Here is an 18,119-nt window from a genome sequence, read left to right on the forward strand (position 1 = left end):
TCTTAATTACTAACAACCCCCCGGTTATCAATCACCGGATAAAAAACAATAACATGACAACACTAGCTAGAATTGCAATCGCCGTACTTATGGCACTTTTCTTGTCCTCATGTGCCTTCGACATGAATTTCGGGCAGGGAAAAAAAGGTAATGGCATAGTCGCCAAAGAAACAAGAGAAGTTTACGAAGACTTCACTGAAATTTCAGCCTCCGAAGGTCTTGATGTTTTTGTCACCCAGGCAGATAATTTCTCCATTGAAGTTGAGGCCGATGAAAATATCATGGATTTAATAGGCACCGACATTAAAAATGGGAAATTGAGAATCCACGCCATCGAAAATATTGGAAGGGCTACCAAAAGAATCCATGTCACCCTTCCAGAGGTAACCGGACTTTACGCCTCCAGCGGATCTGACCTGGTCACACAAAATGTGATCCGCGCCAACAAGATAGCCCTGGATGCCAGTAGCGGAGCCGATATAAAAGCGGCCGTGGTTGCTGAAGAAGTAGAAGCTGACACCAGTAGTGGGGCAGATATCAGGCTTGAAGGAGAGGCTCAGATGTTACGCGCTGATGCCAGCAGCGGCTCAGGAATCAGAGCCAAAAATTGTGAAGTAAGGGTTTGCTACGCCGATGCAAGCAGTGGTGCCGATATAGATCTCAATGTTTCCGAATCACTTGTAGCTGAAGCAACCAGTGGTGCCGACATCTCATATTCGGGAAATCCAACCGTTGAAAAGAACAAATCTTATTCCGGAAGCGTCCACCGAGATTAATTACTGCTTCCAGACAAACCATAAAAACCCCGAAATTTTCTTCGGGGTTTTTTAATTCACTCTTTGCTTTGTTTATCTTAGGTCTAAATTAAATATATGCAAGTTCGGCTGTCCCAACACACGCTTCATCTCAAACACCCTTTTACCATTTCCAGGGAGTCGCACCAGACGCAGGATACATTAATCGTACACCTGAGTCAGGATGGAAAAACAGGCTATGGAGAAACCACTTCAAACCCCTACTACGGTCACACTATCAAAAAGCTGAGCGAGGAGATAAAAAGTGTAAGCTCTGAAATTGAAAAATATCTTTTTTCTAAACCTGAAGAATTCCATAAATGGTTAAAGGGAAAAAACCTGTCCAGCTTTGCCCTCTGTGCCCTGGATCTGGCCGCCCACGATCTTTACGGTAAAATGCAGAACACCCCCCTCTACGAGCTCTGGGGTACTTCTATTGAGAATTATCCTTTGACTAATTATACCATTGGTATTGATTCCATTGAAAATATGGTTGCGAAAATGAAGGAAAAGCCATGGCCCATCTACAAAATAAAATTAGGTACTTCTGAGGATTTAGATATCGTAAGGGAACTGAGAAAACACAGCGATGCCATTTTCAGAATTGATGCCAACGGTGCATGGACGGCGGCCCAAACCATCGCAATAGCTCCTGAACTCAAAAAACTCGGAGTTGAATTTATCGAACAACCGCTCAGGGCCGACGACTGGTCGGGCATGGAAGAAGTTGCCCATCATTCGGTCCTGCCTGTGATTGCAGATGAAAGCTGTCTGGTTGAAGAGGATGTAGAACAATGTGCGCTGCACTTTAACGGAATCAATATCAAGCTCACCAAATGTGGCGGACTAACGCCTGCTCTTCGTATGATTGAAAAAGGCAGGGCTCTGGGATTGAAAATAATGGTCGGCTGTATGACGGAGTCTACCGTTGGGATTTCTGCCATCGGGCAATTATTACCCCAATTGGATTATGTGGATATGGATGGTCCGATGCTGCTGAGCAATGACATTGCCACTGGTATACAGATCAATGAAGATGCAACGATCACCTTTCCAATGCTCGGAGGTAGTGGTATAAGCCTTGTCTCATGAAAGTAAGGATACAGACATATCCGGGAACTACCCTTGAAAATAAGGGAGATAAATATCATTATTTTGGAGGCACCTCCTATCTGGGAATTCAGCTGGAACCCCAATTCACTGCGATCGCCCTGGAAATGATTAAGCGGTACGGCACAAATTACGGTGCCTCAAGAAGATCGAATATCCAGTTGGAAATCTACGAACAGGCTGAGACTTATCTCTCGGGGTGGATTGGAAGTGAAGCCAGCCTAACAATGTCATCGGGATATCTTGCAGGGCAACTCATCGCACAACATTTTAAGTCGGGTGATCATAGATTATTCTATGCTCCAAATAGCCACTCTGCTTTATATACAAGCAATACCAGGCCCTATACCACCTATACAACCCTCAACATCGCTTTGCGGGAACACCTCGACAAAAAAGAGAGGGCAGTACCCGTTGTTTTCCTCGATTCCATAGATTTTTCCGGCTGCAATTATCCTAATTTTGAAATTTTAAGAACACTTCCTCTGGATTCCTGTATCCTTGTCGTTGACGATTCGCACGGAATAGGAGTAGTAGGAGAAAATGGGGCCGGAGTATACCGCACAATAAAGTCCCTTCCCTGCAGGGAACTGTTGCTTTGTGCTTCTCTCGGAAAGGCAGTAGGAATTCAGGCCGGGGTCATTGTGGGAGAACGATTGAGGATTGAGAAATTGAAAGCTTCGGATTTCTTTAATGGGGCAAGTCCTGCCGCCCCTTTTTACCTTGCTCAATTCATGGAGGCTGAAGAAATTTACAACCTAAAAAGAAAAATACTACAGAAGAATATCTCCTTATTTCTCGATCTGACAAGAGACCTCAAGATTCTGAATTTCATGCCTCAATATCCGGTTTTTGGGTACTCAGATCATAATGTGACCGAAGGCCTCAGGGAACGACATATCCTGGTAACCGACTTCAGGTACCCCACTGAAGATTCTTATGCCACCAACAGAATTGTGCTCACTGCGGCTCACACTGAAGAAGATATAAAAGTACTGGCAAAAGCATTAAATTCTTTTAAACAAATGCCATGATTAGTTCAGGACTGCATCAGGAGGTAAATTATCCCTGAATGTTAAAGCTTTTCGCAAAAAAATTGTATCTTAATTGAAGTTTTACAGGACACTAAACTATTTGACTATGAGAAAATATATAAAGATCGCCGGGCTTGCAATTATATTGGTAGTGGCTACTGCTATGCTATCTTCCAAACCAAATACCATGCATGCTATGCAGGGCGTATGGGAGTTGCAAAGTTTTTCTAACTGGAATGGTGAGGCTATCGACACGGTTGATAAAGCCCCCGGATATCGTCAGGTGAAAATTTATTTCAATGGTAAGATCATGTGGTCCCGATGGGTACCCGGAGACAAGCAGGGAAGATTTGGATATGGTTCGTACAAAATCACGGATACAGAGCTTCAGGAAACAATAGAATATGGGGATTATGAAATGATGCAGGCCCTGGATACCATGCGGGTTTTTACTTTTGAGCTAGATTTAAAAGACGAAACCTATAGTCAGATCACCTTAGACGGAGAAGGGAATCCTACTTTTTCAGAGAATTACGTGCGTATAGACTAGCTGAAGTATTTAGATTTAAAAAATAAAACCCCGGGTTTCCGGGGTTTTTCTATTACTAAATCTTATTAATTAATCACGAATTTATTTCCGCAGGAGTTTCTACACTGGCGAGATACCGTTCGGCGTCCAATGCGGCCATACATCCGGTCCCGGCTGCTGTTACCGCTTGTCTGTATTCCTTATCCTGCACATCTCCGCTAGCAAATACGCCGGGTTTGGAGGTTTTGGTAGATTTCCCTTTGGTGATCAGGTAACCGGTATTATCCATTTCCAATTGACCCTTAAAGATATCTGTATTGGGTTTGTGACCAATAGCTACAAAGAATCCGGTGATTGAAATTTCTTCCTTTTCGCCGGTTTGGTTATTGACCATTCTGAGTCCTTCAACGACCTGATCCCCCAGAATTTCATCCACCTCTGTAAAATAGCGTATATCGATATTAGGAAGGCTGTTCACCCTGTGCTGCATGGCTTTTGAAGCCCGCATTTCGCCTTTTCGAATCAACATGGTCACCTTTTTACAGATATTGGCCAGGTAAGAGGCTTCTTCTGCCGCAGTATCTCCTCCTCCAACTATGGCAACTTCCTGTCCTTTGTAAAAGAATCCATCACAAACCGCACAGGCCGAAACTCCCCCTCCACGCAAGCGTTGTTCACTGGGTATGTTCAGGTATTTTGCCGAAGCCCCCGTGGCAATGATCACTGTTTCCGCTTCAACAACTTTAGAATCGTCAATGGTAACCTTATGTATTCCCCCCACCTGGTTGCTGAATTCTACCCCTGTAGCCATACCAATGCGCACTTCTGTACCGAAGCGTTCGGCCTGTTGTTGCAGCTGTACCATCATAGTAGGTCCGTCTATACCTTCCGGATATCCGGGAAAGTTATCTACTTCTGTTGTTGTTGTCAGCTGTCCTCCGGGTTCCATTCCGGTATACATCACAGGTTTCAGATCTGCACGTGCCGCGTAAATTGCGGCGGTATATCCAGCGGGCCCGGAACCTAAAATCAGGGTTTTTATTCGTTCTATAGATTCTGCCATAATTTATCTTCTAGTATAAAATTAGTGTGTAAAAATACCTTATTACAGGGATAAGAATAAAGCAAAGTTATCAAAAGTTATTATAGTAACATAGCAGGTATAATCAATCAAAACAGGGCTGTTAGATAAACCTAAAGGCTCTTACAATTTTACCCCAAAGGCAAGATCCCCGGCATCTCCCAATCCCGGAACAATATAGCCTTCCCTGGTGAGCTCCTCATCAATAGCGGCAATCCACAGGTGGGTGTTTTCGGGAAAAACTTTCTTTATATAGGACACCCCTGGCCTGGACCCAATCACAGAGATAATGTGAATTTGTCTGGGTGTACCGTGCCCCAATAGTGCCTTGTTTACATTTTCCAGTGTTTTCCCCGTGGCCAGCATAGGATCTGTAAGGATAAGGACTTTTTCGTTTAAATCCGGAGCGGCAAAATATTTTACAATCACCTCAAATTCCTCACTATTATCCTTGTGGTGCCGGTAGGCCGAAATAAAGGCATTTTCGGCATGATCATAATAATTTAACAACCCCTGGTGCAAAGGCAAACCGGCCCTTAACACTGAACATAAAACCAACTGATCTTTTGTTTTTCTTACCGATGCCTTTCCCAGCGGAGTTTCCACTTCAGTCTGTTGGTAGGCCAGGGATTTGCTCAATTCATAACCCAGGATCTCACCGATGCGTTCAATGTTCCTCCTGAATCGCATACTATCCCCCTGCACCTCCTTATCGCGGATTTCTGCAATGAATTGATTTAGCAGTGAGTTTTCCTTATCAAGATGGTGGATAATCATAAAATAATCGTTTTCCACTAAGGTAGTATATCCCATTCATTTCAGCGCAAAGAGAAAGCAGAAGGTACAATACCTCCTGCTTTCAACATCCACATATTAAAATAGATGAAACTAAACCTTTTTACCCTTCATCATTTTGTTCCAGTATAGATAAGGGAGCATATACTTTTTCAGCATCCACAGACGCCAGTGCTCCTTTGAACTATCGAAAATCAGCATCTGCTTTAATTTGGGATCAGGCGTGAAATTATTCTGATAATCAAATTCGGCCAGCACCATCTTGCCATAACCGGTGACGAGTGGACAGGAAGAATAGCCGTTATACGACTTATTACTGGCCTCCTGATTCTTGAGCATCTTCATTATATTATCTACAACGATCGGTGCCTGTTTTCGGATCGCAGCTCCTGTTTTGGCAGTAGGAAGTGCTGCCACATCACCCAATCCAAATACATTGGGGAATTTGACATGTTGCATGGATCCATGATCCACATCCAGCCAGCCAGCCTCATTTGCCAGGACGGATTCCTGTACAAATTTAGGAGCCGTTTCAGGCGGGGCTAAGTGCAGCATATCAAAAGGCATGCTGATTACATCTTCTTTGTTAATCTCCTCCCCTATCTTATTTCCTTCTTTTATCGCAACCCTTTTGTCATCAGGGGCCGTGTACTTAAAATAAATGATCTGTTTATCTGCATCGATCTTAAATGGGGCGTAATACGGTTTAAAATGCATTCCATATCTGTCGATCACCTTCAACAGGGTCTCTTTCACCTTTTGCACCCCAAAAATTACGGTTCCGGGAGTCGCAAAAATCACATTCGTATCCTTGAGGATTCCTTTTTTCCTGAAATAATCGGCCGATAGGTAGGCTATTTTCTGAGGGGCTCCCCCACACTTTATGGGTGTTGTGGGTTGTGTAAATACAGCATTGCCACCTTTAAAGTTCTGAAGTACCTTCCAGGTATGTTCCGGATCTGTATAATTGCTGCAGACAACACCTTTATCAATGGCCTCTGTTAATCCCTCTATCAGGGAAGTATCGTTGACAAGGCCGGTTGCCACTACCAGATAATCATAGGAAATGTCTCCTGATTTTGCTGTTGTAACGGTATTTTTCTCTGGTACTAGTTTTGTTGCATAATCCTTGATCCAATCTGCCCCTTTGGGCATCACAGACGCCATAGGTCTTGCCGTCTTCTTATAATCATAGGTGCCCGCCCCCACTAATGTCCAGGCTGGCTGGTAGTAGTGTGTATCGGCCGGTTCTATAATTCCTATTTCCAGCTGTTTGTCTTTTTTTAGTAGTTGGGCCGCTGTCATGATCCCTCCGGTGCCTCCACCAATTACAAGTATTTGATAGTGCTTTTTCATTTTTAGTTTCATTACTTTAATCTATACAAGATACTGCTAATAGAGATAGTTCTATGTAACACAGGTAACATATCTATTTGGAAGACATGACTAACTTAAACCATTATTAAAAATAAAGGACAGATTACCTTCAATCTGCAGCCTGATTATCTATACCGGAAATAAAATTTTATTTCAGGGAGGTCATGCTGCCAGAAGCAGGTATATTTTTAACTTTAGTGCAGACCTAATTGAGTCATCCTTTTAAATATGAAAAGACGAAATTTTATTAAAAATACCGCCCTGAGTTCTCTGGTAGCTGCCGTGGGTACCGATATTGTCTTTGGATCGATCCTTCCCGAAGGTTATGAACCTTTGGCCCTGCAGGATCCCGATCCCTTTGCTCTTTTCAGCAAAGACCAGGAAATGGTTGTCTTAAATGACAAGCCATGGAATATTGAAGCCAGAGCCCATCTGCTGGATGATAAAATCACCCCGAATAAGTTTATGTTTATTCGAAACAATGGGCTAATCCCCGAGGACATAGATGCTCGTAACTGGACTATCACCATTGATGGAGAGGCTGTCGAAGAGACCAAAACGTATACGCTGGCCGAGTTGAAATCAAAATTTAAAACTTACACCTACCAGTTAACCCTGGAGTGTGGGGGTAACGGGCGTAGTGAATTTGACCCCCCCGCCAAGGGAAATCAATGGACGGTTGGAGCCGTTTCCTGTGCCGAATGGACGGGGGTACGACTCAAAGATGTACTGGAGGACGCCGGGTATACCAATAAAGCGGTTTACATCGGCTACCATGCTGCAGACGTTCATCTGAGTCGGGATCCGGAAAAAGAACCTATTTCCAGAGGTGCCCCAATGGCGAAAGCGTTGCAGGATGAAACACTGCTGGCATTCCAGATGAATGGAAAGGATATCCCGTTGGCACATGGCTACCCATTGCGTTTGGTTGCAGGGGGATGGCCGGCTTCTGTTTCCGGTAAATGGATACAGCGGATCAGTATTCGAGACAGGGTACACGACGGAACCAAAATGACTGGCGATGCTTATAGGGTGCCCTGTAATCCTGTCGCCCCCGGCGAAAAAGTAAAGGAGGAGGATATGTGCATTATCGAATCCATGCCCGTAAAATCCCTTATTACCTATCCTAAGTCGGGAGCAATGATAAAATCGGGACAGAAATTAAATATCAGGGGGCATGCCTGGGCTGGAGAATTAGAAGTAACGAAAATGGAGTATTCAATCGATTTTGGTTCTACCTGGCAAAGCTGTCTGGTTGAGCGGCCAAAAAACAGGCTTGCCTGGCAGCATTTCAATGCCTCTGTTTCCTTTCCTAAGAAGGGATATTATGAAGTGTGGGCCCGTGCCACTGATGCCAGAGGGAATAGTCAGCCCATGCTCTTACCCGGATGGAATCCAAAGGGTTACCTCAACAACGCCTGCCATAGAATAGCGATCAAGGTTATATAAATGGAAGATCAAGATAAATTTAAATCAGGTATCAGGAGTATCTACCGCCTGTTAAGCACTTTGATGGTTCTTTTTGTCATCACTGCTTTGGGGATTATTTACCTGATTAATGATCCGACACTGTCTTATTTCAAGGAGGTGGAAACCACGGAATATGTACAGCTTGAAGCAGAAGATGATTTTGATAAAATAGAGAATGGTATTCATGTCCGCACCGGATTTAAAGATGCAGAGGGCCTGATGACCGTGGTGAACAATTGTACGAATTGCCATTCTGCCCAACTGGTCATCCAAAATCGTATGAATGAAGAAAGGTGGATCGCGACCATCCGCTGGATGCAGGAAACACAAAATCTATGGGACCTGGGAAAAAATGAAGAAATCATTGTGAATTACCTGGTTACAAACTATCCCCCAAAGAAAAAGGGGAGACGGGAGATTCTAAGCAATATTGATTGGTATGAACTTAAAGAATAGTCTTTTCCTGTTGGTTATTTTGGCCTCTGTCTTGTCTTGCAAGGAAAATGCAAAGAAGTCGACAGAAAGGGAGGTTGTATTAAACACACATCTGATTCCCTATAACAGTCCGTTGCTCGATTTTGATGATCCTACCGTTGCAATAATCGACTTCAGGAAAAAAGACGCTTATAGAGCAGGACATCTGCAGGGAGCAATCAACCTGTACCGGGATGATATTCAGGATGCTACTTTGCCCTATAAAGGTATACGGATAAGCAAGGAACAGTTGGCAAAACGTCTGGGAAATGCAGGAATCACAGAGAAACACACCATAATTGTGTACGATGATAAAGGATCTTCTGATGCTTCCCGACTATGGTGGTTATTACGCCTTTATAATTTTGACAATGTGCATATTTTAGATGGCGGAATTGGCCATTGGGAACGAATGGGAGGTAAACTCAGCCTGGAAGAGACTGCAGAGAAGCAGAACGCTTTTCATTTTGTTGACAAACCTGATCAATTAATCCTGGTCGAGAAAGATGAATTATTAAAGTTGATCAAATCGGATGCCTCTCAGGCAATTATTTTAGACACAAGAAGTACGGACGAATACAAAGGGTATCAGCAAAAAGATGGGGCCAAAAAAGCAGGCAGAATCCCGGGGAGTGTAAATATCGACTGGGCTGAAGCTATTGACTACGGAAATACTTTTACTTTTAAACCAGTTGGAGAATTAGAAAAGATTTACAGTAGACTGGGCGCCACAAAAGAAGATACCATCATCGTCTATTGTCATAGCGGTGTACGTTCTTCTCACACTACCTTTGTCTTAACGCAGCTATTGAATTATAAAAATGTAATGAATTACGACGGCTCCTGGGTGGAGTGGAGTTATGACGATCTCCTCCCCTATGAATCAGATTCGATTTCCGTCGAAAAAAATTAAACTATGGAAAATTATTTAAACGCTTTTTTAAATGCCTTTAATGGCAGTGTTCAATGGACCTGGAAGTCCATTATCTTTGAAGTGCCCTGGTATACCAACTATTTCTGGGGACTAATCGCGATCTCACTCTTTGTCTGGATACTCGAAATCCTCTTCCCATGGCGGAAAGACCAATCTATTTTCAGGAGAGACTTCTGGCTGGATGCCTTCTATATGTTCTTTAACTTCTTTATGTTTTCCATTGCTATCAGTGGTTTCTATAAGATGCTGGAAGTATTGTTCAAAGACGTTGGAATTACCGCAAAAAGCCTGGCGATAATTGATATTTCAGCATTCCCTATGTGGTTGCAGCTTCTTGTATTTTTTATTGTACTCGACTTTGTACAATGGATTACTCATATTATGTTACACAGGTATCGAATCCTGTGGAATTTCCATAAAGTCCACCACTCCGTAAAGGAAATGGGCTTTGCGGCTCACCTTCGGTATCACTGGATGGAAAATGTTCTGTATAAACCTCTGAAAGTTTTCGGGGTGATGATCCTGGGAGGCTTTGAACCCAGTCAAGCATATATCGTACACTTTGTAGCCATTGCCATTGGTCATTTTAATCACTCTAATATTAAGATCACCTGGGGGCCGCTAAGGTATATTTTCAACAATCCGGTGATGCACCTGTACCATCACGCCTATACCCTGCCCAAAGGCTCTTACGGAGTAAATTTTGGTATCAGCCTGAGTCTGTGGGACTATATTTTTAAAACCAATTATATCCCCGAAGACAGCGGAACTGTAGAATTAGGCTTTCCCGGGGACAAGGATTTTCCACAGGACTTCCTGCATCAGAATATCTATGGTTTTGGCAAGGATAAGAAAAAGGGATAAAGCTTTGATCAGGAGTTCCCCAGAATAAAATCAGCAGCCATCCTGGCATGAAGGTCTGTAGTGGCGAGTAAGGGGATGTCTGAACTTTCAGGAGAGATCAAAATAGGCAATTCGGTACAACCAAGAACTACGGCCTCTGCCCCTCTTGCTTTTAACTGGCTGATCTGATCCAGGAAAAATGCCCGTGCTTCATCAGTAAACTGGCCCTGTGTTAATTCGCTGGAAACATACTTATGAGATTTATCAAGAGCTTCACCTTCGGGAATAATCGTCTCTATTTCGTAGTTGTCTTTTAGTAATTCAGGGATGAACCCTTTGGTCATGGTAGGTTTATTCCCCAGCAAACCAACTTTGCCCACGCCCAATCGTACAGCTTCTTTCCCTGTGGCATCGGCAATATGGAGAATTGGGATATCTATTCTGGGTTGAACAAATTTGTAGGCCATGTGGGGAGTATTCGCACAGATTACCAGGGCTTCTGCACCTGATTCCTGTAACTTCCGGGACACCTCAAGATATTTATTATTGATCTTCTCTGCATCCTGCGCCCGCATGATTTCAATATTGATACTGTAGATCAGCAATTCGGGATTCCCCTGGGTACCGATAGTTTCACCTACCATTTCGTTAATGAGTTTATAGTACACTATGGTTGAATGCCATGAAGTACCCCCAATAAGTCCTATTGTCTTCATAATCTCAATTATTAACGTAATATAAATCTCTGGTACCTATGGTGCTAAGAATGCTCTAAGTTATTCCTTCACAAACTGGATTTTCCACATCCCCCTTACTTCACCATCGACATATCCCACTGCTTTATCTTCCGGATAATAATTTTTTAATGCCAGCTGTACGGGCTGCTGTATTTCTATATCAGGTGTACCGTGACATTGAAGACACATGGCATTGGTGGTAATCGGACTGTAGTAGTATACTTCGTCGTTTGCCATTTCCTTTAGGATAGGTCTTATCTCTGCCTGATTCTCTAACTGTCTTTTAAAGGCTATGATATAACCTTGTTCCTCATCTGACGCTTTATTATCCTGATTTCTGGGTTTATCCGAAACACGTTTGATCCTCACATTTTTCATGATCGCAACACTATCTGTTATCCCGGAAGCATTGACCTTGCAAAATGAAATCGCCCCTTCGGGTCCTTTCTCCTGTATGGCCATAATGAGCTTTTTTCCCAGTGCTCCCTGTGCTGCTGCACTTATGCTGGCTCCATTTTCAAGGTAGTATTCTGCTCTGGGAAAAAAGGAATCTTCCTCCTCCCCGACGGTTGCATTTTTCCCTTTTCCTTTACCTTTTCCCATACCTTTTCCCATACCTTTTCCCATACCTTTTCCCATACCTTTTCCTTGTCCATGTTGGTTTTTTCTGTGGGCCTCGTACCATTCGGGTTGTGGGATTTCTGTTTCATAGAGAAAGGAAGCGATATCTTTAACCTCCTCTTCTGTATAGGGTTGATAAGGCATAATCCCAAATTTTCTGACTGCCCCGCGCATCTTCACCTTTTCAGGCTGAGGGTCGTTCAGCCAGTTGAGAAGGGCTTTGGTAAATTCATCCTTGTTTGTCTGCTCCTCAATATAATGCCACTTAACGGCTACCATAGGTGGGGCAATCATGTTTTCTTCGGAGGCAACCGGACTATGGCAGATATAGCACTCGTTTTCTACGATCTCCTTCCCGGGGATCAGTGATGCATCCATAGCTAATTCAGCCTCTACACCTTCCATTTTCTGATACTCCTTTTTAGCATCTTTGCAGGAGAAGAAAAGAATTGTAACCAAACCTATTATCAGTAATCGCATAATTTAATTATCTCAGGCCTTTAATGTAGTTAGAAACGAATAGATAATCCCGAAATCATTTCCATTTCAGAATTCCTCCTTTAAGGTCATATACCTTTTCAAAGCCCATTTTTACTAATTTATTTGCCGCTTTTAAACTCCTGTTTCCCGATCTGCAGTACAGGTAAACGGGTTTGGACTTATCGAGCTTTTCAAAGCCTTCCTTAAAAGCCCAGGAATTAAAATAATCAATGTTCAAAGCTCTTGCAATATGACCTCCTTTAAATTCCCTGGGGGTTCTTACATCGACCAGTTGAACATCATTGTTGTTAACGGCTTTTTTATACGCATCAACTTCAAGAACCTCTACTTTTGAAGAGAATTCATTTTTTGAATTTAAAATTTTACTGAGGACTGACATGATCTTTGTTTTGTATTTTGGAAAAATGGGGGCAGCCTTAGCTAGAAGACTACCCCCTCAACAATCCAACCAAAAAAACTAATTCTATAATAAGGTGGTGGGGCATATATATTCTGATCTCTCAATCTCGGTTTCAAGTATGCCGTCAAATCCATCGGAAACGTCCCTGAAGTTTTCCCAGCCCCTTTGTTGCAGTATGGATGCGGCAATCATACTGCGATATCCACTACCACAATGAAGGATAAATGGTTTGTCTTTCGGAAACTGAGCCAGATGGCTATTAATCTCATTCAAAGGAACGTTGATGGCGCCTATCACATGCTCCGAATCGAATTCACTCTTTTTTCTCACATCTATAATAAGCGGTTCTGAGGATTTGTATTCCTTCTCCAATTCTTTAGATGTTAAACGGGCTATAGTTTCATACTCTTTTCCCTTCTTTTTCCAGGCTTCAAAACCGCCTTTTAAGAATCCGATTGTATGATCATAACCCACCCTCGATAAACGCGTAATTGCCTCTTCTTCTTTCTCGGGATAAGTAATCAACAGGATTTGTTGTTTTACATCAGGGATCATTTCCCCTACCCACATGGCAAAACTTCCATCCAGCGCAATATTGATGCTGTTAGGCACATGTCCTTTTGCGAAATCTTCAGCATCCCTGGTATCAAGCATTACGGCATCAGTTTCATTGGCAGCGGCCTCAAAGGCTTCAGGGGTCATAGGTGTTTCTCCCCTCTGTATTACTTCATCAAGACTTTCGTACCCTTTAATATTCATCAGTACATTCTGAGGAAAATACCCTGGTGGAGTAGTCAATCCTGTCAATAGTTCTTTGATGAATTCCTCCTTGGTCATATCGGCCCTTAGGGCGTAATTAACTTTCTTCTGATGTCCGAGGGTATCTGTGGTTTCTTTGCTCATCATCTTACCACAGGCAGAACCTGCTCCGTGGTTCGGATATACGATCAGGTCATCCGACAAGGGCATTATTTTATTTCTTAGAGAATCGAACAGATGTCCTGCCAGCTTCTCTTCTGTAAGGTCAGAAATAACATGCTGTGCCAGGTCTGGTCTTCCTACATCACCGATAAACAAAGTATCTCCGGTAATAATTCCGTGTTCCTCGCCTTTGTCATCAATAAGGAGGTAGGTAGTACTTTCCATGGTATGACCCGGGGTATGGATTACTTTCACCTGGTAATCTCCTACTTTAAATACCTGTCCATCTTCAGCAACCGTGGCTTCGTACCCTGGTTTCGCGGTTGGCCCGAAAACAATTTCCGCGCCTGTTTTCTTCTTAAGATCTAAATGTCCGCTTACAAAATCGGCATGAAAATGAGTTTCAAAAACGTATTTAATCTTCGCTTTATCTTTTTTTGCTCTTTCAATATACGGCCCTACTTCCCTCAGGGGGTCAAAAATGGCTGCTTCGCCTTTACTTTCAAGGTAGTAAGCTGCGTGTGCTAAACATCCTGTATAAATTTGCTCTACTTTCATCCTGTTTTAATATTTATTAATCTTTAATCTTTTTCTTAACTCCCTTAAAATTAGGCATATCGACTGGTAAGAATAGTGACTTAAGTTACAAAAGTGCCAAAACGGGAAACTCCGTCCTATGATAATTGTCAGTACTCAAAACTGATCAGGTCCAAAGTTCTTTTACCAGAATATAGATACCCATAATCAGGACAAACCAGCCAAAGGATTTTTTAAGCTTGCTGCCTTCAATAAATTTGTTCAGCCATACTCCTAAAATGATTCCGACGAGGGAGAATGCAGTAAAACTCAATAAGAATAACCAATCGATTTCCATGGTTTCTACATCCCCGATAAACCCGATCAAGGACTTAATAGCGATGATCAGTAAGGATGTCGCGACTGCCTTTTTCATAGGCAGTTTCGCCAGCATTACCAGGGCGGGAATGATAAGAAAACCTCCTCCTGCTCCTACAATCCCTGTAATAACTCCTACAACAAATCCTTCAAGAATGATCATAGGGTAGTTATACTTAACAACGGCATCCTCATCGTCACAATTCTTACACTTTCCCTTGATCATAGAATAGGACGCCAACAGCATAATAATGGCAAAAAATACCATGATCCCAATATCACGGGTAACGGTAAATGATCCCACCTGAAACAGGAATTCAGGAATAGCAGGGACAAGGAACCGCCTTGTGAGATAAACAGCTATAAACGCAGGAATGGCAAATACAATAGCCGTCTTAAAGTCGACTAACTTCTTCCTTATATTCTGCAAGGCTCCTGTCAGGGAGGCTACACCTACAACAAAGAGGGAGTAAGCTGTGGCAACCACAGGATTAATGCCCAGTAAATAAACAAAAATTGGTACAGTGAGGATAGATCCTCCTCCTCCGATAAGACCCAGTACGATTCCTATGATGAGGGCTCCAATATATCCCAGTATCGATGTTATTTCCAAAGTATATAATTATGACGGCAAAAGTACGTGGCAATAGTTGCCCCGGTCGTAACTCAGGTTACAGACATTCATTATCGATGGTTCTTTTAAGTTGAAATAGAAAAGCTCCTATTTTATTTAAGGAGAATATGACAATCATCATTTTATATAAAAAGAGGATTCTCTAGCTTGAAGCATATTTCAAAGTCTGTTCTTATGAAAAACCTCCTCTACGCCACTGATTTTTCGGAAAATTCGATCCCTGCTTTTCATTTTGCTGCCATGCTGAGTGAACGACTCAAGGCAAAATTACACGTACTCCATGTTTATGATATGAAAGCGACCTTTATCAGCACTGTTAGCCTTACATATGGAAAACGTGAAGAAATAATGTATAAGGAGCAGCTTGAAAAACTAGAGGATTTTTGCAAAAAAAACTATGGTTCGGAGCTACCTAACTATATGAATCTGATGGTTCATGAACACGGTATCAGCGCGGTTGGGATTCTCGATAAAGTAGAATCACTCAATGCAGATTTGATACTACTGGGAACAAAAGGAAGTAGCGTGATTAAAGATTTGATCATTGGGAGTACTGCTACATCTCTTATAAATAATTCTTACATCCCTGTTCTTGCGGTACCGAATGAATATAAAAGCAAGCCCATAGATAAAATTATTTATGCCACGGCTTTTGAAGAAGCAGATATCCTCGCAGTTAGAAGGCTGGTAGAATTTGCCGAACCTTTTGAGGCCGAAATAAAACTCGTTCATGTTTCAACCAAAAATGAATATGCAGGGGAAGATCAGATGGCATGGTTCAGGGATATGTTAGAACAAAAGGTGGCGTACAAGAACATTAGTTGTGATCTGCGTTTTTCGGATGACATATTCAATACCTTATATAATTATTTCATGGAGGAAGATGCAAGTATAATTGCCATGCTGGAACGCGAAAGTCCTGGTTTCTTTAAAGGCTTATGGCACAAGGACACTGTTAAAAGGATGAAGTTACAGCTAGACAGACCCCTTCTGAGTTTTCACAAAAAATATCTGATACAGAAATAAAAGTGTAAGTACCTTTCCGGAAGCCCTAGAGTCTGTTTTTTATCATAATGTTCAGTGTCCTATACATCACAAGATGCTCTTTTGGAACATACCAATACCTGACTAATATCATTTATTATTTCAGCTTCCTGGTTTACATTTAAGGATATCCCTTTTATATGGAAACTATCAAAAAGCAAAACATTCAAACCCTGGATTTATCCAGTCCCATTTGGGAGCGGGTATTCACCATTGCCCCCCTCGTAGTCATTGGCACTATAGAGGGGAGTAAGTACGATCTGGCACCAAAACATATGGTTACTCCCATGGGTTTTGGTAATTACTTCGGATTTGTTTGTACCCCCAGGCATAGTACATATCAAAATATTAAACAGACGGGTAATTTTACCGTTAGTTTCCCAAAACCTGAACAAGTAGTGCATACTTCTTTGAGTGCTACTCCCAGATCTCAATGTATTAGCAAGTCGGATGATATATTAGATTCTCTCTCAGTTGTCAAAGCAACAACTATGGATGTTCCTATGATAGCCGGAGCCTACTTTTACCTGGAATGTGAACTCTTTAAGATTATTGACGGTTTTGACGACTTTAGCATGATTACCGGGGTGATAAAAGCAGCCCATGTAGATAAAGATTATTTGAGGGTCTCTGAGTACGATGAAAGAGACCAACTCAGAAGGAATCCATTGCTAGCCTATATTGCCCAGGGCAGATTTGCCCACATATCTGAAACCTTCAATTTTCCGTTTCCAAAGGATTTTAAAAACTGAACTCTTGAAAGAAGCCGCTTCCATATTAGAATATTTAAGGGCTGAGGCGAATGACATGCAGGCTTTTTTAAAGGAATTAGTAAGCATAGAAACTCCATCCAGAGATGCTGCCGCCCAATTACATATTCTTCGCCGCCTGGAATCCGAATTTCAAAAGCTCGATTATTACACTTTCCTTATGCCGGGTAAGAAAACAGGAGGGTACCTCTATGCCCGGCCCGAAAAAAGGATAAAAAATAAACCTATACAACTGCTTTTGGGCCATTGTGACACTGTCTGGAAAACTACAACCCTTAAAGAGATGCCGGTTGTAAAAAGGGAAGATAAAATGCGAGGTCCCGGTGTATACGACATGAAAGCCGGTATCACACAAATCATATATGCCTTAAAAGCAATCAGGGAAAATCATTTGGAGGTCGCCGTGACTCCGGTAGTTCTCATCAATTCTGATGAAGAAATAGGTAGTATAGAATCAACCTCAACCATAAAAAAACTGGCAAAGATTGCAGACCGGGCTTATGTCATGGAGCCACCACTGGGACTCAATGGAAAGTTGAAAACCGCGCGAAAAGGCCTCGGAAGGTTTACTATTACCGTGCATGGGAAGGCAGCCCATGCCGGCCTGGATCCTGGCAAAGGAATCAATGCTATTGTAGAATTATCACATCAGATCCAGGAACTCCATGCGATGAATGATTTTGAAAAGGGCATCACGGTAAATATAGGCACCATACAGGGAGGCGTTTCGGCAAATGTTGTAGCCCCGGAAAGTAAAGCTGTTATTGACGTGAGAGTTGAAAATATTAAAGACGGGGAATTTATTAGTAAAAAGATATACGGTTTAAAGCCCAGTCTTCCCGACATAAAATTGGTCATTGAAGGAGGAATAGGACGACCCCCTATGGAAGCAAATGAACGGAATCAAAAACTTTGGGAAATGGCACGAACAAAAGCAGTGCTTTTAGGTTTAGAACTTTCCCAGGCTATGGCCGGGGGCGGATCAGATGGCAATACGACGAGCACATATACGGCCACCCTTGACGGCCTGGGTACACCGGGAGATGGCGCGCACGCCAATCACGAGTTTATTTTTTATGACCAGCTTCCTGAAAGAACTGCTTTATTAGCTCTTTTACTACTTGCAACTCCAAACTCTTAAAATTAAAGTGAATTA

At 42.4% G+C, this 18,119-nt stretch carries 19 protein-coding genes; 11 read left to right on the top strand and 8 right to left on the bottom strand.

Features of this window, described 5'->3' with window-relative positions:
* Positions 1 to 53: 53 nt before the first annotated feature.
* The 4 genes from AB8P51_RS09515 to AB8P51_RS09530 all read left to right on the top strand — a co-directional run bounded on the left by AB8P51_RS09515 (position 54) and on the right by AB8P51_RS09530 (position 3,488).
* Positions 54 to 776 (top strand): head GIN domain-containing protein, encoded by a 723-nt coding sequence (locus tag AB8P51_RS09515; RefSeq protein ID WP_369748597.1) that lies wholly within the window; start codon positions 54 to 56, stop codon positions 774 to 776.
* A 96-nt stretch (positions 777 to 872) separates the two neighbouring features.
* Positions 873 to 1,886, top strand: a complete 1,014-nt coding sequence (locus AB8P51_RS09520) for a dipeptide epimerase (protein WP_369748598.1) — start codon at positions 873 to 875, stop codon at positions 1,884 to 1,886.
* Positions 1,883 to 2,938: an aminotransferase class I/II-fold pyridoxal phosphate-dependent enzyme gene (locus AB8P51_RS09525; protein ID WP_369748599.1), complete on the top strand. Its 1,056-nt coding sequence runs from the start codon at positions 1,883 to 1,885 to the stop codon at positions 2,936 to 2,938. The genes AB8P51_RS09520 and AB8P51_RS09525 overlap by 4 nt, the downstream gene beginning before the upstream one ends.
* A 106-nt stretch (positions 2,939 to 3,044) precedes the next feature.
* Positions 3,045 to 3,488: a hypothetical protein gene (locus tag AB8P51_RS09530; protein WP_369748600.1), complete on the top strand. Its 444-nt coding sequence runs from the start codon at positions 3,045 to 3,047 to the stop codon at positions 3,486 to 3,488.
* Positions 3,489 to 3,561: 73 nt separating this feature from the next.
* Here the strand turns inward: AB8P51_RS09530 and trxB are convergent, their stop codons facing one another.
* The 3 genes from trxB to AB8P51_RS09545 all read right to left on the bottom strand — a co-directional run bounded on the left by trxB (position 3,562) and on the right by AB8P51_RS09545 (position 6,699).
* Positions 3,562 to 4,530 carry a thioredoxin-disulfide reductase gene (trxB, locus tag AB8P51_RS09535; protein ID WP_369748601.1) on the bottom strand — a complete coding sequence of 323 codons (969 nt, stop codon included), beginning with the start codon at positions 4,528 to 4,530 and terminating at the stop codon, positions 3,562 to 3,564.
* A 141-nt stretch (positions 4,531 to 4,671) separates the two neighbouring features.
* Complete coding sequence (gene upp / locus AB8P51_RS09540) at positions 4,672 to 5,325, bottom strand: uracil phosphoribosyltransferase (RefSeq protein WP_369749150.1); 654 nt, start codon at positions 5,323 to 5,325, stop codon at positions 4,672 to 4,674.
* A 111-nt stretch (positions 5,326 to 5,436) separates the two neighbouring features.
* Positions 5,437 to 6,699: an FAD/NAD(P)-binding oxidoreductase gene (locus tag AB8P51_RS09545; protein ID WP_369748602.1), complete on the bottom strand. Its 1,263-nt coding sequence runs from the start codon at positions 6,697 to 6,699 to the stop codon at positions 5,437 to 5,439.
* A gap of 249 nt (positions 6,700 to 6,948) precedes the next feature.
* On the opposite strand from AB8P51_RS09545, the gene AB8P51_RS09550 reads away from it, so the two are divergent.
* The 4 genes from AB8P51_RS09550 to AB8P51_RS09565 are packed head-to-tail and all read left to right on the top strand — an operon-like array spanning position 6,949 to position 10,462.
* Entirely contained in the window at positions 6,949 to 8,169 is a 1,221-nt protein-coding gene (locus tag AB8P51_RS09550) for a sulfite oxidase (RefSeq protein ID WP_369748603.1), read from the top strand.
* Positions 8,170 to 8,646 (top strand): monoheme cytochrome C, encoded by a 477-nt coding sequence (locus tag AB8P51_RS09555; RefSeq protein WP_369748604.1) that lies wholly within the window; start codon positions 8,170 to 8,172, stop codon positions 8,644 to 8,646.
* Positions 8,630 to 9,577 carry a sulfurtransferase gene (locus AB8P51_RS09560; protein WP_369748605.1) on the top strand — a complete coding sequence of 316 codons (948 nt, stop codon included), beginning with the start codon at positions 8,630 to 8,632 and terminating at the stop codon, positions 9,575 to 9,577. The genes AB8P51_RS09555 and AB8P51_RS09560 overlap by 17 nt, the downstream gene beginning before the upstream one ends.
* A 3-nt stretch (positions 9,578 to 9,580) precedes the next feature.
* Positions 9,581 to 10,462, top strand: coding sequence for a sterol desaturase family protein (locus tag AB8P51_RS09565; protein ID WP_369748606.1), 882 nt, complete (start codon positions 9,581 to 9,583; stop codon positions 10,460 to 10,462).
* Positions 10,463 to 10,470: 8 nt separating this feature from the next.
* Here the strand turns inward: AB8P51_RS09565 and AB8P51_RS09570 are convergent, their stop codons facing one another.
* From AB8P51_RS09570 to AB8P51_RS09590, 5 genes are all read right to left on the bottom strand, one after another.
* On the bottom strand, positions 10,471 to 11,157 hold the full coding sequence (locus AB8P51_RS09570) for an aspartate/glutamate racemase family protein (protein ID WP_369748607.1): 687 nt from the start codon (positions 11,155 to 11,157) through the stop codon (positions 10,471 to 10,473).
* 60 nt (positions 11,158 to 11,217) lie between these two features.
* Positions 11,218 to 12,279, bottom strand: coding sequence for a DUF3365 domain-containing protein (locus AB8P51_RS09575; protein ID WP_369748608.1), 1,062 nt, complete (start codon positions 12,277 to 12,279; stop codon positions 11,218 to 11,220).
* 55 nt (positions 12,280 to 12,334) lie between these two features.
* Complete coding sequence (locus AB8P51_RS09580) at positions 12,335 to 12,679, bottom strand: rhodanese-like domain-containing protein (protein ID WP_369748609.1); 345 nt, start codon at positions 12,677 to 12,679, stop codon at positions 12,335 to 12,337.
* Between the two features lie 84 nt (positions 12,680 to 12,763).
* Entirely contained in the window at positions 12,764 to 14,179 is a 1,416-nt protein-coding gene (locus tag AB8P51_RS09585) for a rhodanese-like domain-containing protein (protein WP_369748610.1), read from the bottom strand.
* A gap of 145 nt (positions 14,180 to 14,324) precedes the next feature.
* Positions 14,325 to 15,128 carry a sulfite exporter TauE/SafE family protein gene (locus AB8P51_RS09590; RefSeq protein ID WP_369748611.1) on the bottom strand — a complete coding sequence of 268 codons (804 nt, stop codon included), beginning with the start codon at positions 15,126 to 15,128 and terminating at the stop codon, positions 14,325 to 14,327.
* Positions 15,129 to 15,323: 195 nt separating this feature from the next.
* On the opposite strand from AB8P51_RS09590, the gene AB8P51_RS09595 reads away from it, so the two are divergent.
* From AB8P51_RS09595 to AB8P51_RS09605, 3 genes are all read left to right on the top strand, one after another.
* Positions 15,324 to 16,175 (top strand): universal stress protein, encoded by an 852-nt coding sequence (locus tag AB8P51_RS09595; protein WP_369748612.1) that lies wholly within the window; start codon positions 15,324 to 15,326, stop codon positions 16,173 to 16,175.
* A gap of 158 nt (positions 16,176 to 16,333) precedes the next feature.
* The gene (locus AB8P51_RS09600; RefSeq protein ID WP_369748613.1) at positions 16,334 to 16,945 is read left to right on the top strand and encodes a flavin reductase family protein; all 612 of its coding nucleotides are present in this window, start codon (positions 16,334 to 16,336) and stop codon (positions 16,943 to 16,945) included.
* A 4-nt stretch (positions 16,946 to 16,949) separates the two neighbouring features.
* Entirely contained in the window at positions 16,950 to 18,104 is a 1,155-nt protein-coding gene (locus AB8P51_RS09605; RefSeq protein WP_369748614.1) for a M20 family metallopeptidase, read from the top strand.
* Positions 18,105 to 18,119: the final 15 nt, after the last annotated feature.

The sequence above is a fragment of the Muriicola sp. SD30 genome (assembly GCF_041205185.1).
Lineage (GTDB): Bacteria > Bacteroidota > Bacteroidia > Flavobacteriales > Flavobacteriaceae > Muriicola.

Coding starts and splice junctions, on each gene's coding strand:
- AB8P51_RS09515 (WP_369748597.1), top strand. CDS start 54: ATGACAACACTAGCTAGAATTGCAATCGCCGTACTTATGGCACTTTTC.
- AB8P51_RS09520 (WP_369748598.1), top strand. CDS start 873: ATGCAAGTTCGGCTGTCCCAACACACGCTTCATCTCAAACACCCTTTT.
- AB8P51_RS09525 (WP_369748599.1), top strand. CDS start 1,883: ATGAAAGTAAGGATACAGACATATCCGGGAACTACCCTTGAAAATAAG.
- AB8P51_RS09530 (WP_369748600.1), top strand. CDS start 3,045: ATGAGAAAATATATAAAGATCGCCGGGCTTGCAATTATATTGGTAGTG.
- trxB (WP_369748601.1), bottom strand. CDS start 4,530: ATGGCAGAATCTATAGAACGAATAAAAACCCTGATTTTAGGTTCCGGG.
- upp (WP_369749150.1), bottom strand. CDS start 5,325: ATGATTATCCACCATCTTGATAAGGAAAACTCACTGCTAAATCAATTC.
- AB8P51_RS09545 (WP_369748602.1), bottom strand. CDS start 6,699: ATGAAAAAGCACTATCAAATACTTGTAATTGGTGGAGGCACCGGAGGG.
- AB8P51_RS09550 (WP_369748603.1), top strand. CDS start 6,949: ATGAAAAGACGAAATTTTATTAAAAATACCGCCCTGAGTTCTCTGGTA.
- AB8P51_RS09555 (WP_369748604.1), top strand. CDS start 8,170: ATGGAAGATCAAGATAAATTTAAATCAGGTATCAGGAGTATCTACCGC.
- AB8P51_RS09560 (WP_369748605.1), top strand. CDS start 8,630: ATGAACTTAAAGAATAGTCTTTTCCTGTTGGTTATTTTGGCCTCTGTC.
- AB8P51_RS09565 (WP_369748606.1), top strand. CDS start 9,581: ATGGAAAATTATTTAAACGCTTTTTTAAATGCCTTTAATGGCAGTGTT.
- AB8P51_RS09570 (WP_369748607.1), bottom strand. CDS start 11,157: ATGAAGACAATAGGACTTATTGGGGGTACTTCATGGCATTCAACCATA.
- AB8P51_RS09575 (WP_369748608.1), bottom strand. CDS start 12,279: ATGCGATTACTGATAATAGGTTTGGTTACAATTCTTTTCTTCTCCTGC.
- AB8P51_RS09580 (WP_369748609.1), bottom strand. CDS start 12,679: ATGTCAGTCCTCAGTAAAATTTTAAATTCAAAAAATGAATTCTCTTCA.
- AB8P51_RS09585 (WP_369748610.1), bottom strand. CDS start 14,179: ATGAAAGTAGAGCAAATTTATACAGGATGTTTAGCACACGCAGCTTAC.
- AB8P51_RS09595 (WP_369748612.1), top strand. CDS start 15,324: ATGAAAAACCTCCTCTACGCCACTGATTTTTCGGAAAATTCGATCCCT.
- AB8P51_RS09600 (WP_369748613.1), top strand. CDS start 16,334: ATGGAAACTATCAAAAAGCAAAACATTCAAACCCTGGATTTATCCAGT.